Below are 23,252 nucleotides of genomic sequence, written 5' to 3' on the forward strand. Positions count from 1 at the left end.
GCCGGTGGAGAAAATCGTTCCCGCCGGCGATGGGTCGAGGGAGCCGGACGTGGACGTAACTTTGGCCAGGCCAATGGTCAGGGGCTTCTATGACAAGCCGACCGGGGCCATCCAGTATGTCGTCGCCGACCCTGCCACGAAGCGGTGTGCCGTCATTGATCCGATCCTCGACTTCGACGAGAAATCCGGTGCGACGGGTACGAAGAGCGCGGATGCCTTGCTCGATTTCATCGGGGAAAGCGGGCTGGAGCTCGAATGGATCCTCGACACACACCCGCATGCCGACCATTTCTCGGCCGCGCACTACCTGAAACAGAAGACCGGAGCGCCGATGGCGATCGGCGACAGGATCGTCGACGTCCAGAACCTGTGGAAGGTGGTCTACAACTGGCCGGATTTTCCCGCCGACGGCTCGCAGTGGGACAGTCTGTTCGCAGACGGCCAAACCTTCCGGGTCGGGACGATGCAGGTCAAGGTGTTGTTCTCGCCGGGGCACACGCTGGCGTCGATCACCTACGTCATCGGCGATGCCGCCTTCATTCACGATACGCTGTTCATGCCCGACAGCGGCACGGCGCGGGCTGATTTTCCCGGCGGCAGTGCCGCGCGGCTGTGGCACTCGATCCAGGGCATACTGGCGTTGCCCGACGAGACGCGCGTCTTTGTCGGGCATGATTATCAGGCCGGTGGCCGCGAGCCGTTGTGGGAAAGCACGGTGGCCGCGCAGAAAGCGACCAACATCCATCTCGTTGCAGCGCGCAACGAGGCCGAGTTCGTCGCCCTGCGCGAGGCGCGCGACCGGACATTGCCGATGCCGCGGCTGATCCTGCACGCGCTGCAGGTCAACATGAATGGTGGCCGGCTGCCGGAGCCGGAAGCCAATGGAAGGCGGTATCTGAAGTTTCCGCTGGATGGGCTTTGAAGAACCAGCGATCTTCCCCCTTGCGGGTAGGGCTATCACATATGAGACTTCCCGAACGTCTGCCCGGCACGTACCCCCACCCCTAACCCCTCCCCACAAGGGGGAGGGGGACTTTCGTTGGCACTGACCTCAGCAAATTACCTGCGTTTCGACACCAAGGAGGGAGTAACAAGCACGCGGCAGCGTTCCCTCCCCCTTGTGGGGAGGGTTAGGGTGGGGGTCCTCTTCGTAAAAACTCATATGCGATTGCCTTGCCCTTGCGGGGGAGATTGGCTTTTCCCTCGCTTTCGCCAACCACCAGCAGTAAGCATAAAAAAGGCGGCGCCAGTTTCCTGGCGCCGCCTTCTGTTCATTACCGAACCCGGGCTTTAAGCCGCCGGCTGGGCCTCGATGGTGCGCAGGGCCTGTGTCTGGCGCTTGGCGGCGGCCTTGACCGCATCCTGCACCTTCTCGAAGGCACGCACCTCGATCTGGCGCACACGCTCGCGGCTGATGTCGAACTCGGACGACAGCTCTTCCAGCGTCAGCGGCTCCTCGGCGAGGCGACGGGCCTCGAAGATGCGCCGCTCGCGCTCGTTAAGCACGGCAAGAGCGCCCGAAAGCATGCCGCGCCGGTTTTCCAGCTCGTCCTGCTCGATCAGCATCTCTTCCTGGCTTTCGTGGTCGTCGACCAGCCAATCCTGCCATTCGCCGGATTCGCCTTCCGTCGCCCGGATCGGCGCGTTGAGCGAGGCGTCGCCCGACAGGCGGCGGTTCATCGACACCACTTCGGCTTCGGAAACGTTGAGCCGTGTGGCGATCTCGGCGATCTGGTCGGGCTTGAGGTCGCCGTCGTCCAGCGCCTGGATCTTGCCCTTCACCTTGCGCAGGTTGAAGAACAGACGCTTCTGGTTGGCGGTCGTGCCCATCTTGACCAGGCTCCACGAGCGCAGGATGTATTCCTGGATCGAGGCCTTGATCCACCACATGGCGTAGGTCGCGAGGCGGAAGCCGCGCTCGGGTTCGAATTTCTTGACGGCCTGCATCAGGCCGACATTGCCTTCCGAGATCACTTCGCCGATCGGCAGGCCGTAGCCGCGATAGCCCATGGCGATCTTGGCGACGAGCCTCAAATGGCTGGTGACGAGCTTGTGCGCGGCGGAAGTGTCTTCATGCTCGGCATAACGCTTGGCGAGCATGTACTCTTCCTGCGGCTGAAGCATGGGAAAGCGGCGGATCTCTTCCAGATAGCGGCTGAGGCCGCCTTCGCCGGAAACGATACTGGGTAGTGACTGGGCCATGATAGCGCCCCCTCTCTATTGGAGTGATGCCCCCGAAACGCGGCGGGCATGTGACGCGAACACCAAAAGGCTCGCTCGCGACATCAGAACTTATACAGGAACAAAACCAGAAAAGACAGACATTTGTTCAACACGAAACAGTGTGTCACGTTGAAGTGAACAATGCCAGTCAGGTTTTTTGATGGCTGGTTTCGAGCTCGTTGATGGCAGGTTCAGAGATTACGAAAGCCGCCGACGAGTTCCTCCATGTCCCCCGGTATCGGCGCCTCGAACCTCATCGGTAGATGGGTATCGGGATGGCGAAATGCAAGGAGCCAGGCATGCAAAGCTTGCCGGGAAAATGCCTTGACCTGACTTTTCAGGGGCTCCGGCAGCCGATTGGCCTTGGTGCGGAAGGCCTGGCCATAATCAGGGTCGCCGATCACCGGGTGGCCGATATGGGCCATGTGGACGCGGATCTGGTGGGTGCGGCCCGTTTCCAGCCGGCATTCGACCAGGCTGGCGGTCGCAAATGCCTGCTGGTTCTCGCCGAAACGCTCCTGAACGGCGAAATGGGTGACGGCATGGCGGGCGTCGTCGCGGCCTTCCGGCACCACGGCGCGGCGCACCCGGTCGGCGGCGCGGCCGAGCGGTGCATCGACCGTTCCGGTCGGCCTCTGCGGGATACCCCAGACCAGGGCCAGATAGGCGCGTTCTAGATCGCCGGTCCGGCCATGGTCGGCGAAGGCTTCGGACAGGGCCTTGTGGGCGCGATCGGTCTTGGCCACCACCATGACGCCGCTGGTTTCCTTGTCGAGACGATGGACGATGCCCGGCCGGCGCACCCCGCCGATGCCGGAAAGGCTGTCGCCGCAATGATGGATCAGCGCGTTGACCAGCGTGCCGGTCCAGTTGCCGGCGCCGGGATGCACGACCAGCCCCGCCGGCTTGTTGATGACGATCAGTGCGTCGTCTTCATAGAGTACGTCGAGGGCGATGTCCTCGCCCTGTGGCGCGGCCGGCTCCGGCTCCGGCATCGCGACCGATACACGTTCGCCTGGTGTCATCTTGCGCTTGGTCTCGTCAACCGGCTTGCCGTCGACCCTGACCGCGCCTTGCCGGATCAACATCTGCACGCGGCTGCGCGACATATCAGGGCCAAGGCTGGCCGCCAGCCATTGGTCGAGGCGCTGGCCCGACGCATCCTCGCCCGCTATCAGCACGGCGGGTGCCGCCTCTGTCAATTGATCCCCTATCAATTCGGGGGCCTCTTCGTTATGAGCGCTCATCGAAAAACCGTTCCGGAATGTTTTGCCATGGCCCGGCCCGCTGCCGAAGAAGATCAGGAAAAGCCGCTCGATCCCGAGGTCGAAAAGATGCGTGGCAAGCTCGTCCGCTTCATGGCCATCAATCTCGGCCTGCTGTTGCTGGCCCTTATGGTGGTGATCGCGGCGATTGTCTACAAAGCCCGCAAAGCATCTCCCGAGAACCCGCCATCGGCCGGCGATATCCAGGTGCCCGCCGGCGAGCCGTTGAGCGGCGACATCGTGCTGCCGGTCGGCGCCAAGGTGGTCAGCCAGTCGCTGTCCGGCAATCGCATCTCCATCGATGCCGAACTTGCCGACGGCGGCCGAACGATCTTCGTCTATGACATTGGCGAGCGCCGCCTGATCGGCCGTTTCGCTGTTCGCAACAAATGACAGGCAGCAATAACGAGCAGGCCCAAGGCATGAAGGGTTTTGCCCAACATCGCCGTGTCGCGACCGTGGCACTGGTCGTTGCCAACTATGACGAGGCGATCGCCTGGTATGTCGGGCGGCTGGGCTTCCTGCTCACCGAGGATGTCGATCTCGGCGGCGGCAAGCGCTGGGTGACGGTGGCGCCGGCCAACGGGCATGGCGCCCGGCTGCTGCTGGCCGAGGCGTCGGACGAGGCGCAAAGGCAAAGCATCGGCAACCAGACCGGCGGCCGCGTTTTCCTGTTCCTCGAAACCGACGACTTTGCCCGTGACCATGCGGCGATGCTGGAAAAGGGGGTCGAATTCCGCGAGGCGCCGCGTTTCGAACCCTATGGCACGGTGGCTGTTTTCGCCGATCTCCACGGCAATCTCTGGGACCTGATCGAGCCGAAACGGTAAAGCGCGGGCGTCTTTTCATTCGATCTGGTAAAGCCGCCGAACCCCAGTTGCTTTTTCCTGGCCGTCAGCCTATATCGCCGGTTCTTGAACGCGCCCATCGTCTAGCGGTCAGGACACCGCCCTCTCACGGCGGGAACAGGGGTTCGATTCCCCTTGGGCGTACCAACGAAATCAATCGCCATTGCAGTAGAAGTCATAGACGTGCCGCCCCGTGGCTCGCCACATCAGGGCATAGTTCTGACGGCTGAAAGTGTGCACATGTGCTTTCGCCCTACCGAGAAAAGCCGTGGCTGTCACCGAACAGGTATCCCCAAATGTGCAACTCTCCGAGTTGCCGGCGGAGTGGGCCACCCGCCGGGTCCGCTTCTATGGGGCTCGACTAGCGTTTTCTCGCGACCACCAAGAAGTTTTGGGCAAAGCGCTCCGGGACACCGGCTCTCCTGCTTATCGTCTCAATGGGCCCGACCAACATTTCGCAAAGCCTTGGTAGCAGCCATCCGGGCCGCGGCAAGTACCCGTAACCGATGACCTGTTCGACGACGAAGCCATTGGAAACGAGCATCTGGCGATATGCCTGGACGCTCAGCGTATTGCGCACGACGCGTCCCTGACATCGGTTTAGAAAGCGATAGACCAGCCCCATTGGCGAGGATGCGTTCATGTGGATGTTGGAAACCAGCAACCCGCCCTCGTTCAAATGCTCATGAATAGCCAAAAGCGCGTCTTTCCTAAGAGTGTCTTCAGCGTTCAAGAAGAATCGAAAAGCCGTAACCACGTCGAATCTTCTGGGGAGCGGGGAGACCGTCAGATCGGCTTTCACCAGCGTCACTGTCCCCGGAACCCGCGCACAAGCAAGCATGGATTGGGAGACATCGACCCCAACCACCACGCCAAACAGTGGGCCTGCAACATTTGTCACGCGACCTGTGCCGCACGCGAAGTCGAGACAGCTGCGGTCCGGCCCGGCAAGAGGCTTGAGAATGCTCTCGACGAGGGGGCGTTCGATACGCGACCACAACGCAGCATAGTAGCCGGAACAGAAAGTTCTCAAGTAACTGTTGCCGTAGCCAGCGTTCTGATGGCTTGATCGGTAATCGCTATAAGCGCCCTGCTCGGATGGCCGCTCGCCCAACACATAAACATCGGAACCGTCCATCGCGACAATCTCCTTTCTCGGCCCGCGAATAGAGGTCACTCTTCATAATCGATCTTCATGCTTTCACACGACGCAGACCTTACAAATGCGTAAGGAATGAAGGGTCGTCAGGGGGGGGGCGCTCTTCAAGGGTGTGAGGCCGGCAGCCACAGAGAATGGATCAAGCCGGCAACTTGAATGTCACAGCGCCTTGGGTGGGTGTGCGGCAGCCTTGTACCACGAGCGCGCCGGTACCACGAGCGCGCCGGCTACGCGCAGATAGGCCGCGAGCAAGCCTTAGGAGCCCGATGGCGAGGTCGTAGCCGATTTTTCAATATTCACATCGGTCTCGTCATACGCTCTATCGACGAGTGCAAGAAACTTGGTTGAGTATATTCCCCTATAACTGTCAGCATCAGGGACATCCCTATGCAGAAGCGGCCTGATGTATTCACCATGCCGAGATAGCTGGTCGCGTAAAATCTGAAAATAATAATCACCTTCTGTATAATTTATTGCCTCATCGAAGGCAGATAGCATTATAGAAACGAAAGTGTCATACCTGTCCTCGTCTACCTCGTCGCCTTTTCTGTATTTCCCCATAGATAAATCTGGGAACTTCAAGCACAATTTAAGGTAATCATTATAGAGTGATTTGGCCGACGATTCCCTGCTAATCTGCTTGTCGAGTTCATTAATTCTTATCTCCCTATCTTTTTCGTCTTGGGTTCTTCTTTTATCTCGCTGATACTCTTTGTAGGAAATTACAAAGGCCGCAAACAGGAACGCCACCGCAACAATGTTTGCGACGTCTATGCCAGGCTGGATCTGGTTGGCAACGTGAGACTCGAGAAAGTTCGAAACCCATTCAAACATTGTGCCAATACCCCACGACAAATGACTGAATATCGTCCCGGCACACTGGGCGAGGACTGGCGAATATATGCGCCGTTCTAATATTCGCGAAGCATTCAAATGGAGGACGGTGAGATGTGACGGATAAGCCGGCTACACCCCGCGGCGACAGCCTGCCGGTGACTGCGGCGAAGCGTTAGGTCTCAACGGGTGCTTTCCACCGTTCTTCAATTCGGTCGGATAGATTTCGCCGGCATTGGAATGTCAGTCTGTAGCCCTAGGGCGTCCGCCGCCCAATCTCTCATTTCCGGTGAAGCGTCGCTGGACTTTAATATTGACACTGCCAGCGCAGAGATGTCGGCGGGAGGTCTTCTGTAGGCGGTTGCGTAGGTGAAATAGCCAACCAAGATGGCGCATACCACCGAAATGATCGGTGGGACGAACCGCAGTGTCGCTAGAGCCAACGTCCGCCAGCGTGCTGGCAGATAGGTTCTTGGAAGTTCACCCTCTTCTGCAAGGTCGGTCATTCCACTTCGCCCCCGCGTCGATAGAACGTCCGTATGATAATGGTCTACATTAGTTAAAATGCGAATAAACACCTTGAAGCATATTGTGTCAGAGAGGCGCCCTGGATTTCCAAGCTTCGCCAGACGCGCAGCTTGCTACCACGCCGGACGCATGTCCCAGAATGAGGCATGTTGGATTGGCACCGCAATTGCGATCGGAAGTGTGTAGGGGTGGACGAGGTCCGTCGCTTCGCGAATGAGGCGGCGGGCCTTCGATTTGTGGATTGGCGGCCAGTGCGGGCCGATACACAGTTGCCTGAGGCCACGCGAAGATGGACCACGTCGGCAATCCATCCGTTGAACTAATCCACGCTATATCCCGCGGCTCAATGCAAAGCACAGGGCTGGCACGACGGCCAAGCCAATTGCCATGGCTACGATAACGACAACACCAAGTCTCTCGGTTCGTCTGACGAGGTCCGCCATCTTATCGTCTTCCGACGAAAGGAGGTCCAAGGCTGAGGAGATATCAGGAGTGGGGGAATTGTTGTCATTCGCGGCTTGGTTTTCGCCGTCATGGACTGTCGTTCTCTCGACAAAACTCGCTGGTTGCCCCGCTTCCAAAAATCTCACGACAGTCACCACTAAGCCACATCCACAACAGGGGTTTGCGCGCTCCACCGAGGGGCTGCGCCAGGTGCGATTCTAACGTGCTTGCCAGGCTCCGGTTGCGGCGCAGGACTTCAGTCGGGTGGCTTCCCGGACCTTAGCCTCACAGCGGAACGCATATGTGCGGGGGCCGTTGCTCAACCGTTGTAAACGGAAAATTGGAGAGGAAAGTCATGGCGGACGGCCCAACTGTTGTAAACTCGGGGGGCGGCGGCACTGCCGTCGCCATTGTTCTCGCAATCATCGCAATTGTTGTCTTGTTGTTCTTCACGGGCGTTATCAATATCCATGGAGGCAACGGGCAGGACATCAACGTAAAGGTTGAAGCGCCCAAGGTTGAGGCTCCGGCAAAGCCAGCAGCACCTGCGCCAGCGGCGCCAGCTCCGGCACCGCCTGCCAACGGCGGTTAACGCACGGGCTTGTTGGAACCGATTACGCTCGGCGAAGTTCTTCGGGAGCTCGGGCGTCCCCTCGATCGAGCTGACAAACAAGAGCCCGTCACTGCCTCCGTGGTGGCGGGCTTTTCGTTACAGATGCACCGTTGGTGCGTGCGACACCGCTAGCGGACAATCCCGGCGATCCGAACTGCGAGTGCATCGAGCCCGCCGCTGTAAATACTCGTCAAGACCTGTTCCGCAACTTCAGCTCTTTGCGCAGTGCATCCGATCAGGTCTCCGCCGCCCAGTCTTGCTGGCTTGTTGCCGACGCAGTCCCACACGCCCCATGATCCGTCAGCCTCGATATGGCAATAAAATCTATGCTGGTGATTTTCCATATAGCCCAACCGTTCAACCTGGGTTTTGGGTCCACGCTATCCATGACAGTGGTTAATGGACCAGCGGCTGTCGCTTCCAAGAAGCCGGAACTGACCAGGCCTGAGAAGCTGTCGAGCGATGTGGCTCAGGTGGCGTGTCCGCCGCCGATCGACACTGAGCCCACGTAATCGCCGTGGGCCTGAATCGAGGCCCGCTGGCTCCGGCTGACGGGCCTTTCTCGTTTTTGTCGCCATCTTCCAAACTCGAGATCGTTGCCCCTTCTGCGGGCCGACGGCTTATGACGCGACGCCTCGTGCCAGAATACCTCGCCAAGTCACGCTGATCCACTTTCTGTCCGCAGTAGGGGCACGGGTAGATATGACTGTCGATCGCATCAAGCTGCTCACCTTGCGCTAAGAAGGCACAAGGATGATGATGACGGCGGCAAGGCTTCCTCGTTCGCGTGGATTGAACAGGGAAACTGCGCCGACCTCCAGGGGCCTGCCAACTCGATGTTGCCTTCGTGATCGACCCTTCCAAGCGCCAGGACGGCCATCCCGACGAGGCCATCGAGCCGGCTTTTCAGGCAATCGAGGCACGCAGGGTTCCCTTGCCCGGCGGCTACCGACAAGGTGTGATCTCCGCGATCACCGTATTGCTCGGATTTTCGCTGCTGTTCCTGCGGTACTGGAATTTCGAAGCTGATGGCGGATGGACGATTGCCTCGATCCTGGCGACGCTCCTTCTCGCGCTGGCCATCGTTCTGCAACTCGTCGCACTGTGGCGTTCGCTGCTCCCAAGCGATGACGACGAGCCGGTCTATCGAGTCACGCTGCGCTGGTTCCTCGCCTCGATCATCGCTCTCCTTGCGGGCGTGCTGCTGGCCGGGCTGATCGCCTCGCACGTCTTCAATCTTTGATCGAGGCGGTTCCGGCTGCGCCACTATCCGCGCCTGCGCCCCGAGACCGTCCTGGTTGCCTGGCATGGGAAAGGCCCGCCGACCGGGAGTCAGGCGGGCCTTGGAGTAGTCGCAAAGGGACTGGCTTCCGACTGCTCTGTGATCCGTAGGATCACCTTCAATATGGTCCTCAGGATAAGTTGGCGCATCGGCCGAATAGATGAAAGAAGCAACCCTATCCGCATTTCGTGGCGATCCTGCTCTGAGAATAGAGAGGAAGAATAGAGAGGGCCTGGACGACACCCGGGCACGCATCCGCGCGGATCGCGCCTGGCCAGGGGATTGGCAAAATTTCCGAGGGCCCGAAGGCTTAAAGCCTTCAATCCACCCAATTTAAGTCAGGCCGCGGCGCTTGAAAGCGCAGCAATCTCTGTTACTTGCGGTGCCGGGGGTAGTATCCGCGGCAGTGCGGATTTTTGGGTCGGTAGAGTTGGAATGGCGTCACTGAAGATGATTTGCCCGCGTTGCCATGGCGGCGGCAAGGTTTTCGATTGCTCCAGATGGAGTGCATCGAAAGGGCATTGCTGCCCACAAGGGACGCATCAGACCAGTTGCCCGGGGAAGACCCTCATTTGCACCGAATGTGGCGGCGTTGGGATGCTTGGGGAAGCCGAGCTCAGGGCTGTCGCCTAGTCATTGCTTCGGCAGCCACGCGATGCGGACGGCTTTCGCGTCGCGATCGTGCCGCCATCCCTTGAAGAGATCCCGCGGGTTTTTGCGGCCAGAGCGGCTTCGCCCTTCGTGCAACGATAGGACGTGCCGCTTCTGGCGCGGCGTCACCGATTGCATTAGCATCACGTCATGGATTTCGAGGCACGGCTGAAGCGCCGCGCGGAATGCCGGGTGCCAGGCAGATCCTGACGGGCAGACGATGCCGTAGGGAGAAGGCCAATGCAGAAACTGCAATCGCAGGGCGTCCACCACATCACGCTGGTCGGCGCCGGGCGCCAGACCTCGATCGATTTCTGGGAAGGCGTGCTCGGCATGCCGTTCATCTTCGAGCAGCCCAACCTCGACAAGGCCAGCGAAAGCCATCTCTATTTCGATCCAGGCGACGGCCGGCTCATCACCGTCTTCACCGATGAGAGCCGCACGCCGGTCAAGCGGCGCACGCCGACCGATCCGGGCTGCGTGCATCATATCGCTTTCGCGGTGTCGCGCGTCACCTTCCTGCAGGCGGTCGCCAGGCTCGACGAGCGCGGCATCAAGCACAGCGGTGTCAAGGATCGCGGCTTCATGGATTCGATCTACTTCGAGGATCCGCTCGGCCTGCTGATCGAACTCGCCTCCTACCGCTTCGAGCCGCCGGCGGGTTTCACCCATGCCGACGTGCTGATGCAGGCACACAGGCTGCGTATCGCGCGCGGCGACTACAACATCGCCGAGGTGCATCTTGCCGACGCGATCCAGGCGCTTGTCGAAAGCTCCCGCGCGACCTTGTCGGACGACCGGGCGCCGAAGAATCCATACTGACGGCCAACAAGACAGAGGGAGGAAAACAATGGCGAAGACAGCGACCAAGAGCGTGAAGAAACCGGCTGCCAAGGCAAAGCCGAAAGCCGCCGCCAAGCCTGCCGCGAAGGCAGTCGCGAAGCCGGCGGTGAAGGCAGCAGCAAAGGCCGCGCCGAAGGCGGCCGCGAAAGCCACGGCAAAACCGGCAGCCAGAAAGCCGGCGCCGAAGATCGCGAAGGCCAAGGCAGCGAAAAAGCCGGCGCTGAAGCTCAGCATGCTGAAGCCGAGCGTCAACAACATGACGGTGCGGGTATTTGCGCGCGCGGCAGGGTTCGATGCCGCCGAGACGGACGCCTGGGGTCACACGCGCTCGCCCGACTACATGGCGCGCAATCCGGCGCATCTGACGCCGATGATCGAGGACAAGGGGCTGCCCAGGGGCGTGCTTTGGGAAAGCTGCGCCATCATGCAGTATCTGGCAAACAAGTACGGGCTGGAGAAATTCTACCCCAAGGCGCCGGCCAGGCGGGCGATGGTCGACAGTGCCATGTTCTACCTGATCGGCACGCTCTACCCCTATGTGGCGCGCGCCACATATCCGGCGCTGGGGTTTCCGCAATATGCCGGCGAGGTCGGCCACAGCGATGCCCATCCCGACAAGAAGTCCGAAGCGCAGAAGGCCGCGATGGCGGCGATCGCCGAGCCGCTGGAGGTTTTCCATAGCTTCTTCAGGGACGGCAAGCCGTTCATCGGTGGCAAGAACCCGTCGATCGCTGACATCCGGCTGGCGGCGACGCTCGAGTTCCTGGCGGTCATCGACTACGCGCTGCCGCAATGGGCGACCGAATATATGGCGGCAATCGAGAAGAAGCTCGGCAAGGCCTACGCCGAGCCGGCCGGCGACGTGCGCGGCTATATCGCCTATGTGAGATCGCAGGCGAAGGCCTGACGTTAAGGATTCATTAACCAAAGCCCTGTCTACTGTCAGGAATTCGCCGCGCGACCACGGATGTACTGGCGCAATATCGGTGAAAGGAAAGGTCGGCTCCGTGCCGGCCTTTTTGCTTTTCCGAGCCCCATGCCGGGACATAGCGAGACGGTGATCCGGCAAACCCGGAGCATCAACTTTTCGCGTCGGGATATTGTCATCGTCGACGTTGGCTCTAACATCCCTTTCAGCGAATCCGGCCTGGAATGCCGGCCTGGAGTGAGATGAGGGTTTGCGATGAAATGCGTGGCGGCAATGCTGATGATCGCCGGTGGAATGCTTGCCGGGACGCTTCTCCCATCGCGGGCCGCAACGCTCACCACAATGGATGATGTCGGGGCCGCGATCCAAGCGTGCTGGACGCCGCCGGCGGACGCAGGGAATTCGATCGTCACCCTGAGCTTCAGCTTCAAGCGCGACGGCTCGCTGATCGGTCCGCCACGGCCGACCGCCGCGAAGGTCGCCGGCGATGACAAGGCGCGCAAGGCATTCATCGACGCGGCCATTGCCGCCGTCAAGAATTGCACGCCCCTGACCTTGTCACCGGCCTTGGCGCAGGGCATTGCCGGCAACGTCTTCACGTTGCAACTGACTTCCCCGAAGCAATAGCAGTTACCGCCGGCTTCTCAGTAGGAAGGAGCGGTAGCGAGAAATCGCGGCATGTAGATTCGCAACCTCGTCAGTGGGCGAGGGAATGCTTTCAAACAGCAGATGACTGTCGGGGCTTTCAGACCCCGCCAGACCAGTTCTTCAAAATCAACGGCTCAATGGCTCAGGCGCCGTACCTCGGCATGCCGGGCCAGGTCCGGTGTTTCGAACACATAGTCGCTCCAGGCCGATTCCGGAATTTGTCCAGCCAGATAGCATTCCAGCAACAGATTTTGCTCGGGATTGAGCGGTCGTGGGGCGCGCTCGTGATCCAGCCCGAGGGAATGAAAAAGGTTCCTTGTCAGTTCCGATACCGTGAAGTGGATCGACATCTGCGTTCTCCTTTGCCCATCAACGCCGCAGTCAGGCAAAGGTTTCAGCGCCATGCACCGGTAACGCCGGATTGATCGTTCGCCAGAGACCATGGCCCGTCAACGTCGACAGCCGCCGGTCTGGCCGCATTTGTTTTCCGGTTCGTCTCAATCTTGAAATAAAAATGTAATACCGAATTTACAGGGGCCCTTCTACTACACTAGATAAAAGTCTGTTTAGATCGGAAATTCTTAAGTATTAGGTATAGCTCATTTAGTCGAAGATTACCCAAGTAGAAATAATGCCTTCCCAAGCCGTCAGCAACAGGGACAGTGTCGTCGCGATGATCCGTTTCCGGCTTCTCATGATGGTGGCGCTGGTGACGGTGGCCGCCTTTGCACTCGGCACGACGTCTTCCCATGCGGATAGTTGCAGCGCGATCAAAGGCCAGTTGCTTTCCGGCGGCCGCGGCGGGGGTGTGAGCCCCGAACTGGCGCAACTGCGCCGCCAGCTTGCGGCAATCCAGGGTCTGGAGAGGCAGCGCAGGTGCACGGCGCAGAGTACCACGGGCGGCTTCTTCAACGCTTGCGCCGACCTTGCCAGAAACCGGACAGAGGTGCAGCGCCAGATGGCGGCCGCGTCCAGTTCCAGCCGGGACATTTCAGGCCTGCAAGCACGCTTCGCGGCGCTGGGCTGCACCGGGGCAAAGGAACAGCGTTCGGCACCGAAGACCCAATCCGCAGCGGGTGGAGCAACGTATGCCGGCAATACGATGCTGTTTTGCGTGCGCCTGTCGGACGGATATTTCTTCCCGGCGCCAAAGTCGCAATTCGCCGGCAGCGGCGATCTCAAGGAAACGGCCGATCAGTGCCGTTATATCTGCGATGATCCGGCCGTCGATCTGTACACGTTGAGCGATGCCAGTCTGGAGACCGAAAAGATGGTCGCGCTTGATACGCGCAAATCCTACACCGAACTGCCGTCGGCTTTCCGCTACCGGGACGATGCAAATTTCAAGGCCTGCGACGTCAAACGTTATTATCAGCGTGTTGCCGAACTCAGGGCAAGGACTGTGACGCCGACAAACATGTCCAATGCCATCATTCCCCTGCCTCAGCCGAAGCCGGACCTCGGCGGTGTCGCGGCAATCCCGCAATCCGGCACCGAAGCCCCGGGTGTTGCCCAACTGCAGTCGATCGAGGCCGGCAAGCGGACGGTGCGCGTGGTCGGCCCGGCCTTTTTCCCGGCGGAATAAACCGCTTCTTTCTTCCCATCCCGCGGATACAGCTTGCAGCGAGCCGCCAGCGCGGCAGCAAGGCCAGCTGGAACGGAGGGGCGCTCACGGCGTTGTGATCGACATCAGCCAGGAGAAACGCCATGGCCACGTTCCGGGAAATGCGGGTGCAGGAAATCGTCGAGGACGAATCGCTGTCCACCGAACAGAAGATCGCCGAGTTGCGTGAGATCGAATCCGAGGCACGTGGGCTGCAACGGGCGGCATCGGAGAGCTCGATGGGTGATAATGACGGTTGGCAGGACGATTTGCGCCAGGTTCGGTTCGCGCTCGACAAGCTGGGCGCAAAGGAACCGAAGAAGGGCGCGGCATCACTATAGGGCCTGTCCGCGACTTCGGGTTGTGTTTCCAGGGATCAGTCGCAGACCATGCGGACTCGCTGGCCGGGTGCGCTAACGTTCCTGCACGCCAGTTGTTTTTCCGGCTCAGAGGACGCGGGAGACGGCGGTGAAAGCCTCGTCTGGTGTCGTCTCTGGACGGCAGGTTTCGAAATCCTGCGTTCGGAAAATTGTGCGGGCGGCTGCGGCGGCACCGGAAAGGCGCCATTGTCGACCTGCGGCGCGTAATCGACATTCGGGGGCGGCCGTTCCCAGAAGCGCCTGGCGTCGAGCGGCCGCGGGATGACGACCGTGCCGTCATAGCTGCGCGAACAGCCACTGCCGAAAAGCAGTGTCACGCCCAGCAAGAAAGGCCCTATCCGTCCGTACATTAGCAACACCCCTGCATAGGCTTATAACGCGGCCGGGGCGCGCCCGACAACCGGGCGGAATAACGCAGGCGCAGCGTGCCGGCCGCGCCGTTAAGGTTAGCGGATCGTTAATGCTTCTCGGGCACATTCCGCCGACGAACCGCGGAGGGAGGGTTCGACCTTGATTTTCGGGGTGGGGACAGCATGGCGGAAGCGGACGAAGCAATCGGTGCGCGCGGCAAGCGTGGGTCCGGCAAGGCGGTGCATCGCGGCGACGCGCCAGCGTGCGCGGACATGGATTCGGCCGACGCGCTTCGCCAGCTGGTCGAGGCAGGCTCGGACTGGATCTGGGAGACCGACGCCGAACTGCGATTCTCCTGGCTTTCACCCACCTATCAGGCGGCCACCGGTATCGACCCGGCTGATGTGCTCGGCCGGTTCCGCTTCGATTTCCTGAACCAGGTCCTGAAAGGCAAGCGCAGCGCGGCGGCGCATCTGGAGGATCTGGAGGCGCACCGGCCTTTCCGCGACTTCGTCTATGAACTGAAGGGAGGCCGCGCCGGCTGTCGCTGGGTGCTAACTTCAGGCTTCCCACGGTTCGACGGCGAAGGAAAATTTGCCGGCTATCGCGGCATAGGCCGCAATGTGACCGCACTGGCCAGCGCGTTCGAAGACATCGCGTTCGACGACATGGAGCCAAGGCAGGAACCGCCAGTCGGCGGCGACACGGCCGGGCATCTTGCCGATCTCGAGCGGACGATGGACGCCATGCGCATGGGGATCGTGCTTCTCGACGCGAAGCTCGACACGCTGATCATCAACAAGGCCTATCGTGACATCTCCAAGATGTCGGAAGGCGATGTGGCCGTCGGCGCACCCTTCAGCCTGCTGATGGAGATCAATCGGCGCAACGGCATTTATGGCGATATCGCCCAGCCGGAATGGGAGCGCTATCTCGCCAGCCGGCTGGATGAGATCCGTGCCGGCAGCGTCTCGGCACGCCAGTTCCGCCATGCCGACGGCAAGACGATGCTGTTTTCCATCACCGCCTTGTCGGGCGGCAAGCGACTGCTGACCTATTACGACATCACCGAGCTGAAGCTGCGTGACGCCGAGCTCGCCGATGCGCTGGAAAAGGCGCGGCTCGCGGAGGCGGTGATCAACGCCGTCGAGGATCCGATTTTCGTCAAGGACGATCATCTCCGGTTCGTCTTCGTCAATGAGGCGTTCGCGAACCTGTTTGGCCAGACACCGCAAGCCATGCTTGGCAGACCCGGAGGCGATTTCCTTGGGCCGACCCAGGTCGCGCTCTTCGAACGCAGTGAACGGGAAGTCCTGTCGACGGGACAAATCTATGAAGTCGAAGAGAATTTCAACGATGAAGGCGCCGCTCGTTCGCGCATTGTCAGGAAAAACCGCGTCCGCATGCCAAGCGGCCGCGACTATGTCGCCGGCTTCCTCTTCGACATTTCCGATATGAAGCGGCGCGAGACCGAGGCGCAGGATGCGCGCAAGCATCTCGCCAGCGTGCTGGAATCGCTGCCGGCCGGCGTGATCATCTACGATCGCGACGACAAGTTCGTCTTCGCCAACCACAAGCTGCAGGATACGCTGCCGGCGCTGAAGCCCTTCTGGCAGCCTGGCCGGAGCTTCCGCGAGGCGCTGGAATTCGGCCATTCCGTCGGCTATTTCCGCTCGAGCGGCGACAGCGGGATCGACGGGCTTTACGAATCCGAACCCGAACGCTGGCTCGACAGCATATTGGCGCGCTACCGGCTGCCAAATTCTTCCTACGAGCGCCTCAATGCCGATGGACGCTGGTATCAGGTCTACGACATGCGCACCGATGACGGCACGTTCATCGGCGTGCGCGTCGACATCACCGATATCAAGAGCCGCGAAGCGGCCCTGCGCGATTCCATGCGCCAGATCGACCTGTTCCGGCACGTCATGGATGAGCTGCCGGTGGCGGCCTTCATCAAGGCGCAGGACCTGAGCATCGAATTCGTCAACAAGGCCTGGTGCGCGATCACGGGCCTCGCCAAGGAAAACGTCATCGGCCGGACCGACCGCCAGCTGTTCGGCGCCGCGGAAGCGGAAGGCTACAGCCATGACGACAGCGATGTAGTGGCGACCGGCGCCGTGCGCGAGGTCGAGGAGCCCGTCACCCATCGCGACGGCACGGTGCGGCAATTGATGACGCGCAAGAGCCGCCTGGTGGCGACGGACGGATCGGTGCATCTGGTCGGCTCCAGCACGGACATCACCGACGTCAAGGCGCGCGAGCGGGCTTTGGAAGAGAGCATGCGCGAGAACGAGGTGTTCCGCAGCCTGATCGACAATGTGCCGGTGTCGATCTACGCCAAGCGCTCCGACCTCAGGCAGTTCTATGTCAACAAGGGCTGGTGCGACCTCACCGGCTTCAGCAAGCAAGAGGCGATCGGCAAGACCGATGTCGAGATCTTCGGCCCGGATGGCGAAGCCTTCGTCGCCGGCGATCTGGCCGTGCTGCGCACCGGCGAAACCCAGGAGATCGAGGAGAGCGTGACGCTCCCCGATGGCAGCGTGCGCCACCAGTTCGCGCGCAAGGGCGCGATGATCGCATCGGACGGTTCGCTCTACCTGATCGGATCGACCACCGACATCACGGAGCTGAAGATGCGCGAGGCGGAGCTCAGCGAGGCGCGCCAGCGCGCCGTGCTCGCCGACCGCGCCAAGTCGGAATTCCTCGCCAATATGAGCCATGAAATCCGCACGCCGATGAACGGTGTGCTGGGCATGGCGGAACTCTTGGCCAAGTCCAATCTCGATCCGAAGCAGAAGACGTTCACCGACATCATCGTCAAGTCGGGCAACGCGCTCTTGACCATCATCAACGACATCCTGGATTTCTCCAAGATCGATGCCGGCCAGATGGTGCTCGATCCGGCGCCCTTCAACCTTGCCGAGGCGATCGAGGATGTGGCGACGCTGGTGTCGACGCGTGCCAAGGAAAAGGACCTCGAGCTTATCGTGCGCGTCGAGCCAAGGCTCGAAAACCTGTTCATCGGCGACGTCGGCCGCATCAGGCAAATCGTCACCAACCTGCTCGGCAACGCGGTCAAATTCACCGATGAAGGCCATGTGCTGGTCGACGTGACCGGCGAGAGGGTCCCGACCGGAACCAGGCTGACGATCTCGGTCACCGACACCGGGATCGGCATCCCCGAGGAAAAACTGAAGCTGGTGTTCGAAAAATTCAGCCAGGTCGACACCTCTTCGACACGGCGGCACGAGGGCACCGGGCTTGGCCTTGCCATCACCTCGCGGCTGGTCGACCTGATGGGCGGCGAGATCGGTGTCGAGAGCGCCGAGGGCAAGGGCTCGACCTTCTGGTTCACCGTGACGCTGCCCAGGGCCGGACAGCAGAACGGCCAGCGCATCATGCCGGTGGACGTGACGGGCGCACGGGTGCTGATCGTTGACGACAATGCCGTCAATCGGGCCATCCTGACCGAGCAGATGACCTCGTGGACGTTCGATTCCTGCGCGGCCGAAAGCGGCGCCGAAGGCCTCAAGGTGCTGATCGCGGCCGCCGCCTACGGCGTGCCCGTGGACTGCGTCGTGCTCGACTACCAGATGCCTGAGATGAGCGGCGCCGAAATGGCGCGCATCGTGCGCAACACCGAAGGTCTCGCCGACACGCCCATCATCATGCTGACCTCGGTCGACCAGTCGCTCGCCAACACCAGCTACCGTGATCTCGGCATCGACGCCCAGCTGATCAAGCCGGCGCGTTCCTCGGTGCTCCTGGAGACGCTCGTCGCGACCATACAGCGCCATCGCCACGCCACGGATGGCCACGCGGCCCAGCGGCTCGCAGGCGAGGGGCCCAGCGCTTCTCCGCCGCTGGCATTGTCCGAACAACGCGCGCAATTGCAGCCGCCACCGGTTCGCCCCAGGCTGCCTGCCACCGGCGATGGCGGACACAGGCTGGACATCCTCGTGGCCGAGGACAATGAGGTGAACCAGATGGTCTTCACCCAGATCCTTGGCGAAACCGGCTATGGTTTCGAGATCGTCGGCAATGGCCGCAAGGCGCTCGACGCCTTCGGCAAGCTCAATCCATCCATGATCCTGATGGACGTCTCGATGCCGGAGATGAGCGGGCTCGAGGCGACCGCCGCGATCCGCCGGCTGGAGCAGGAAACCGGCACGCATGTGCCGATCGTCGGCGTCACGGCGCATGCGCTCAAAGGCGATCGCGAGCGGTGCCTGGAGGCGGGCATGGACGACTATCTGCCCAAGCCGATCAGCCCCAGGGCCCTGCTGGAGAAGGTCGAGCGCTGGATCGGCGCCGGCCGCCAGGTCCAGCGCAACGCGGGATAGCATCGCGTTGCCTGGTTCCAGGGATGTGAGATGCAAGCCAAGGGAATCAATCGCGGATTTGCCGCTGCGCCCGCGTGCAATGACTATGGTGCGATCGCACCATATCAAAGGCGGCGCCCAGCCGAGACAATGGCAAAATCGAATTCCGCCCTTGCAGTTACGGGCGGGAGCAGCGACCGCCGGCAAAGAAGCAGCGTCAACCTACCCCAACGGACCTGTTTTTGGCGATGGCCCGGCCACGACACGCTCTGGCCTTGAGCAACGCGCTCCCGTCCGGATTTTCTTCCCCTGAGAAAGCCCCGTCGAATCCGGCGGCGGCTCCGGCTGGCGGATGGGCCAAGTCACTGATTCCGAGAGCAAACTCGGATCTGGCCGCAGCCGCTCGATGCCACCGCCTTTGCCAGGGCCTGTGACGCGTTACCGGGCTGACACGAAACTGTCATGCGACTGTTATAATCGAAGGCTATTGGCCTCAGCGGGCGCCGGTTAGGAATGGCGCCGAGAGACCATCTTCCGAACAGGAGCAGGCCACATGAGACATTTCATCCGCTCGGCGGCCGTTGCTATTGCAATGGCTACGGCGTCTACCTTCACCCTTTCCGCAGCAATGGCAGCTGACCTTTCCGGCGCCGGCTCGACATTCATCTACCCGGTGTTCGCCAAGTGGGCCGACACCTACAAGAAGGACACCGGCATCGGCCTCAACTACCAGTCGATCGGTTCGGGCGGCGGCATCAAGCAGGTCATCGCCAAGACCGTGACCTTCGGCGCCACCGACAAGCCGATGTCCGACGCCGACCTGGAAAAGAACGGCCTCGTGCAGTTCCCGATGGTGATGGGCGGCATCGTTCCGATCGTCAACCTCACCGGCGTCAAGCCGGGCGAGCTCGTCCTCGACGGCAAGACGCTGGCCCAGATCTATCTCGGCGCCATCACCACCTGGGACGACGCCGCGATCAAGGCGCTGAACCCCACCCTCACCCTGCCGTCGACCGCGATCGCCGTCGTGCATCGTTCGGACGGTTCGGGCACCACCTTCAACTTCACCGACTATCTGGTGAAGCTCTCGCCCGATTGGAAGGACAAGGTTGGTTCGGACACCGCCGTCGAATGGCCGACGGGCGTCGGCGCCAAGGGCAGCGAAGGCGTTGCCAACACCGTCAAGCAGACCGACGGCGGCATCGGCTACGTCGAATACGCCTATGCCAAGCAGAACAACCTTTCCTACTCCAAGCTGGTGAACGCTGCCGGCAAGGTCGTTGAGCCGTCGCTCGAATCCTTCGGCGCCGCCGCTTCGAATGCCGACTTCAAGACTGCCAAGAACTTCAACGTCATCATCACCAACGAGCCCGGCGACACCACCTGGCCGATCGCCGCCTCCACCTGGGTCCTGATCCACAAGGCTCCGGACGATGCCGCGACCACCGGCGAAGCCCTGAAGTTCTTTGCCTGGGCCTACAAGGACGGCAAGGAAACCGCCAAGGCGCTCGACTATGTCTCGATCCCCGACAGCGTCGTCGACCTGATCAAGGCGTCGTGGAAGGCCGACATCCAGGCCGGCGGCAAGCCCGTCTACGCCGGCGAGTAACATCTTCCTAAGGAGCGCCGCGACCGTGGCGCTCCTTTTCCCTCAACCCTGAAAGAGCCGAGCTTGACATGAGCGCTGTCCAGGAAGCCTTGCCAGCCGTCAGAGGTTCCCGCGATGCCACCGTTCGACGGTTCGCGCTGACCGACTCAATCTTCCACGCGACAACCCGCGCCGCCGCGATATTGGTGCTGGTGCTGCTTGGCGGCGTCGCGATCTCGCTATTTGCCGGTTCGTGGCAAGCCCTGTCGACTTTCGGCTTTTCCTTCCTGACCAGCGAAAGCTGGAACCCGGTGACGGAGAAGTTCGGTGCGCTGGCCCCGATCTACGGCACCATCATCACCTCGGCAATCGCCATCCTGATCGCCGTGCCGCTCGGCATCGGCATCGCCATCTTCCTCACCGAGCTTTGCCCGCGCCCGCTTCGGCGCCCGATCGGCATGGCGGTGGAATTGCTGGCCGGTATCCCTTCGATCATCTATGGTATCTGGGGCCTGTTCGTGCTGGCACCGTTCCTGCAGACGACCGTTCAGCCTTTCATCATCAGCGTGTTCCACGGTATTCCGGGCCTCAACAGCCTGTTCGCCGGCCCCCCTTATGGCATCGGCCTGCTCACCTCGGCGATGATCCTGGCCATCATGATCCTGCCTTTCATCACCTCGATCACCAAGGACGTGTTCGACACGGTGCCATCGGTGCTGAAGGAATCGGCCTATGGGATCGGCTGCACGACCTGGGAGGTCACGCGCCGGGTCGTCATCCCCTACACGCGCATCGGCATCATGGGCGGCGTCATGCTGGCTCTCGGCCGCGCGCTTGGTGAAACAATGGCGGTGACCTTCGTCATCGGCAACGCGCACCGCATCTCGACGTCGCTGTTCGCGCCGGCAACGACCATCTCGGCGACCATCGCCAACGAATTCACCGAAGCCGTCGGCGATCTCTACACCTCCTCGCTGGTCGCGCTCGGCCTGATCCTGTTCGTTATCACCTTCCTGATCCTTGCCATCGCACGCTACATGCTGATGCGCATCGATGCCCGCACGGGAGCCTGACCGATGTCGACAGCCACATCGCTTCACCAAAGCCGCAAGCGCAAGAATGGCGTGATGATGACGCTGTGCGTCATCGCCGCCGGCATCGGCCTCGCCTGGCTGGCGCTGATCCTCGGCGCACTGCTCTACAAGGGCCTGTCGGGGGTCTCGCTGTCGGTCTTCACGGAAATGACTCCGCCGCCCGGTGACGCCGGCGGCCTGCTCAACGCCATCTACGGCAGCATCGTGATGACCATCATCGGCATCATCGTCGGTACGCCGATCGGCGTGCTGGCAGGCACCTACATGGCTGAGTATGGACGCTTCTCGAAGCTCACCACCGTGGTGCGCTTCATCAACGACATCCTTCTGTCGGCGCCATCGATCATCATCGGTCTGTTCGTCTATGAGCTGATGGTGCGACCGATGGGGCATTTCTCGGCGATCGCGGGGGCCGTCGCGCTGGCCATCCTGGTCATCCCGGTCGTCGTGCGCACCACCGAAGACATGCTCAATCTGGTGCCGAACGCGTTGCGCGAAGCCGGCACCGCGATCGGCGCGCCGCGCTGGGTGGTCATCCGTTCGGTTGCCTATCGCGCGGCGCTTTCCGGCATCGTCACCGGCATATTGCTGGCCATCGCCCGCATCTCCGGCGAGACCGCACCCCTTCTTTTCACGGCGCTGAACAACCAGTTCTGGTCCAGCAATCTCAACGCGCCGATGGCCAGCCTGCCTGTCACCATCTTCCAGTTCGCTCTCAGTCCCTACGAGGAATGGCAGCAGCTGGCCTGGACCGGCGCACTCATAATCACATTGACGGTTCTCGCGCTCAGCATCTTTGCGCGCAGCCTGACCGGACGCAGAGAGGACAAATGAGCCAGATGTTGTCTCCAGACATGACGATCGCCGCCGAGGCGGCGGCCAAGGCCAAGATCGAGGTCAAGAACCTCAACTTCTACTACGGCCAATCGAAGGCGCTGAAGGATATCACGCTATCGCTGCCCGAGCGCAGCGTCACCGCCTTCATCGGCCCTTCCGGTTGCGGAAAGTCGACGCTGCTGCGCGTCTTCAACCGCATCTACGAGCTCTACCCCAAGCAGACCGCCGAGGGCCAGGTGCTGCTCGACGGCCAGAACGTTCTCGACCGCTCGCAGGACCTCAACCTTTTGCGCACCAAGATCGGCATGGTGTTCCAGAAGCCGACGCCGTTCCCGATGTCGATCTACGAGAACATCGCCTTCGGCGTCAGGCTCTATGAGAAGATCAGCAAGGCCGAGATGGACGGTCGTGTCGAGCAGGCGCTGAAGCGCGCCGCTTTGTGGACCGAGGTCAAGGACAAGCTCAATGCCAGCGGCCTCAGCCTGTCGGGCGGCCAGCAGCAGCGGCTGTGCATCGCCCGCACGGTGGCGGTGAAGCCGGAGGTCATCCTGCTCGACGAGCCGGCCTCCGCGCTTGATCCGCTGTCGACCGCCAAGATCGAGGAACTGATCGACGAGCTGCAGGCCGACTACACGATCGTCATCGTCACCCACAACATGCAGCAGGCGGCGCGCGTCTCGAAGCAGACCGCCTTCATGTATCTTGGCGAACTGGTCGAATTCGACCGCACCGAGAAGATCTTCACGTCGCCTCGCGAGAAGCGCACGCAAGACTACATCACCGGCCGCTTCGGCTGATCGCACGCATA

At 61.4% G+C, this 23,252-nt stretch carries 20 protein-coding genes and 1 tRNA gene; 16 read left to right on the forward strand and 5 right to left on the reverse strand.

The genetic code is table 11. The annotated features are described in order from the left end of the window. Window positions 1-49: 49 nt before the first annotated feature. On the forward strand, window positions 50-922 hold the full coding sequence (locus tag AC07UC_RS08050; protein ID WP_494905019.1) for an MBL fold metallo-hydrolase: 873 nt from the start codon (window positions 50-52) through the stop codon (window positions 920-922). Between the two features lie 368 nt (window positions 923-1,290). Here AC07UC_RS08050 and rpoH read toward each other — a convergent pair whose 3' ends face one another. Both rpoH and AC07UC_RS08060 read right to left on the reverse strand, forming a co-directional pair. After that, a complete protein-coding gene (rpoH, locus tag AC07UC_RS08055) occupies window positions 1,291-2,202 on the reverse strand; it encodes an RNA polymerase sigma factor RpoH (protein ID WP_140772745.1) in 912 nt (303 codons plus the stop codon). A 212-nt stretch (window positions 2,203-2,414) separates the two neighbouring features. After that, window positions 2,415-3,470 carry an RluA family pseudouridine synthase gene (locus tag AC07UC_RS08060; RefSeq protein ID WP_494905021.1) on the reverse strand — a complete coding sequence of 352 codons (1,056 nt, stop codon included), beginning with the start codon at window positions 3,468-3,470 and terminating at the stop codon, window positions 2,415-2,417. 27 nt (window positions 3,471-3,497) lie between these two features. Between AC07UC_RS08060 and AC07UC_RS08065 the strand changes: the two genes are divergently transcribed. From AC07UC_RS08065 to AC07UC_RS08075, 3 genes are all read left to right on the forward strand, one after another. After that, the gene (locus tag AC07UC_RS08065) at window positions 3,498-3,881 is read left to right on the forward strand and encodes a hypothetical protein (protein WP_056575742.1); all 384 of its coding nucleotides are present in this window, start codon (window positions 3,498-3,500) and stop codon (window positions 3,879-3,881) included. Between the two features lie 29 nt (window positions 3,882-3,910). Continuing rightward, complete coding sequence (locus AC07UC_RS08070; RefSeq protein WP_494905023.1) at window positions 3,911-4,318, forward strand: VOC family protein; 408 nt, start codon at window positions 3,911-3,913, stop codon at window positions 4,316-4,318. A gap of 90 nt (window positions 4,319-4,408) precedes the next feature. After that, window positions 4,409-4,483 (forward strand) — tRNA-Glu (locus AC07UC_RS08075). A gap of 214 nt (window positions 4,484-4,697) precedes the next feature. Here AC07UC_RS08075 and AC07UC_RS08080 read toward each other — a convergent pair. Further along, entirely contained in the window at window positions 4,698-5,474 is a 777-nt protein-coding gene (locus AC07UC_RS08080) for a class I SAM-dependent DNA methyltransferase (protein WP_494905025.1), read from the reverse strand. Between the two features lie 276 nt (window positions 5,475-5,750). Then, window positions 5,751-6,329, reverse strand: coding sequence for a hypothetical protein (locus AC07UC_RS08085; RefSeq protein WP_494905027.1), 579 nt, complete (start codon window positions 6,327-6,329; stop codon window positions 5,751-5,753). Between the two features lie 1,327 nt (window positions 6,330-7,656). On the opposite strand from AC07UC_RS08085, the gene AC07UC_RS08090 reads away from it, so the two are divergent. The 5 genes from AC07UC_RS08090 (at window position 7,657) to tolA (ending at window position 12,245) form a co-directional block, all read left to right on the forward strand. After that, window positions 7,657-7,893, forward strand: a complete 237-nt coding sequence (locus AC07UC_RS08090; protein WP_140772733.1) for a hypothetical protein — start codon at window positions 7,657-7,659, stop codon at window positions 7,891-7,893. Between the two features lie 868 nt (window positions 7,894-8,761). Further along, entirely contained in the window at window positions 8,762-9,157 is a 396-nt protein-coding gene (locus AC07UC_RS08095; RefSeq protein ID WP_494905028.1) for a hypothetical protein, read from the forward strand. A 930-nt stretch (window positions 9,158-10,087) separates the two neighbouring features. Beyond that, window positions 10,088-10,669, forward strand: a complete 582-nt coding sequence (locus AC07UC_RS08100; protein WP_202325645.1) for a VOC family protein — start codon at window positions 10,088-10,090, stop codon at window positions 10,667-10,669. Window positions 10,670-10,697: 28 nt separating this feature from the next. Continuing rightward, the gene (locus AC07UC_RS08105) at window positions 10,698-11,597 is read left to right on the forward strand and encodes a glutathione S-transferase family protein (protein ID WP_494905030.1); all 900 of its coding nucleotides are present in this window, start codon (window positions 10,698-10,700) and stop codon (window positions 11,595-11,597) included. A 276-nt stretch (window positions 11,598-11,873) separates the two neighbouring features. Continuing rightward, entirely contained in the window at window positions 11,874-12,245 is a 372-nt protein-coding gene (gene tolA / locus AC07UC_RS08110; RefSeq protein WP_140772727.1) for a cell envelope integrity protein TolA, read from the forward strand. 155 nt (window positions 12,246-12,400) lie between these two features. Here tolA and AC07UC_RS08115 read toward each other — a convergent pair whose 3' ends face one another. Continuing rightward, window positions 12,401-12,616 (reverse strand): hypothetical protein, encoded by a 216-nt coding sequence (locus AC07UC_RS08115; RefSeq protein WP_140772725.1) that lies wholly within the window; start codon window positions 12,614-12,616, stop codon window positions 12,401-12,403. A 281-nt stretch (window positions 12,617-12,897) separates the two neighbouring features. Here AC07UC_RS08115 and AC07UC_RS08120 point away from each other — a divergent pair, with 281 nt between their 5' ends. The 7 genes from AC07UC_RS08120 (at window position 12,898) to pstB (ending at window position 23,241) form a co-directional block, all read left to right on the forward strand. Continuing rightward, the gene (locus AC07UC_RS08120; RefSeq protein WP_494905031.1) at window positions 12,898-13,851 is read left to right on the forward strand and encodes a DUF2865 domain-containing protein; all 954 of its coding nucleotides are present in this window, start codon (window positions 12,898-12,900) and stop codon (window positions 13,849-13,851) included. 122 nt (window positions 13,852-13,973) lie between these two features. Then, window positions 13,974-14,210 (forward strand): hypothetical protein, encoded by a 237-nt coding sequence (locus AC07UC_RS08125; RefSeq protein WP_140772723.1) that lies wholly within the window; start codon window positions 13,974-13,976, stop codon window positions 14,208-14,210. Window positions 14,211-14,782: 572 nt separating this feature from the next. Then, window positions 14,783-18,946, forward strand: a complete 4,164-nt coding sequence (locus AC07UC_RS08130; RefSeq protein WP_494905033.1) for a PAS domain-containing protein — start codon at window positions 14,783-14,785, stop codon at window positions 18,944-18,946. Window positions 18,947-19,478: 532 nt separating this feature from the next. Beyond that, window positions 19,479-20,534 carry a phosphate ABC transporter substrate-binding protein PstS gene (gene pstS, locus AC07UC_RS08135; RefSeq protein WP_202325649.1) on the forward strand — a complete coding sequence of 352 codons (1,056 nt, stop codon included), beginning with the start codon at window positions 19,479-19,481 and terminating at the stop codon, window positions 20,532-20,534. 68 nt (window positions 20,535-20,602) lie between these two features. Continuing rightward, on the forward strand, window positions 20,603-21,586 hold the full coding sequence (gene pstC / locus AC07UC_RS08140) for a phosphate ABC transporter permease subunit PstC (RefSeq protein WP_140772715.1): 984 nt from the start codon (window positions 20,603-20,605) through the stop codon (window positions 21,584-21,586). A 3-nt stretch (window positions 21,587-21,589) separates the two neighbouring features. Next, window positions 21,590-22,441 carry a phosphate ABC transporter permease PstA gene (gene pstA, locus AC07UC_RS08145; protein WP_140772713.1) on the forward strand — a complete coding sequence of 284 codons (852 nt, stop codon included), beginning with the start codon at window positions 21,590-21,592 and terminating at the stop codon, window positions 22,439-22,441. Next, complete coding sequence (gene pstB / locus AC07UC_RS08150) at window positions 22,438-23,241, forward strand: phosphate ABC transporter ATP-binding protein PstB (protein ID WP_056575782.1); 804 nt, start codon at window positions 22,438-22,440, stop codon at window positions 23,239-23,241. Before pstA ends, pstB begins: the two co-directional genes overlap by 4 nt. Window positions 23,242-23,252 lie beyond the last annotated feature (11 nt).

The organism is Mesorhizobium sp. GW821-FHT04C10, assembly GCF_059420305.1.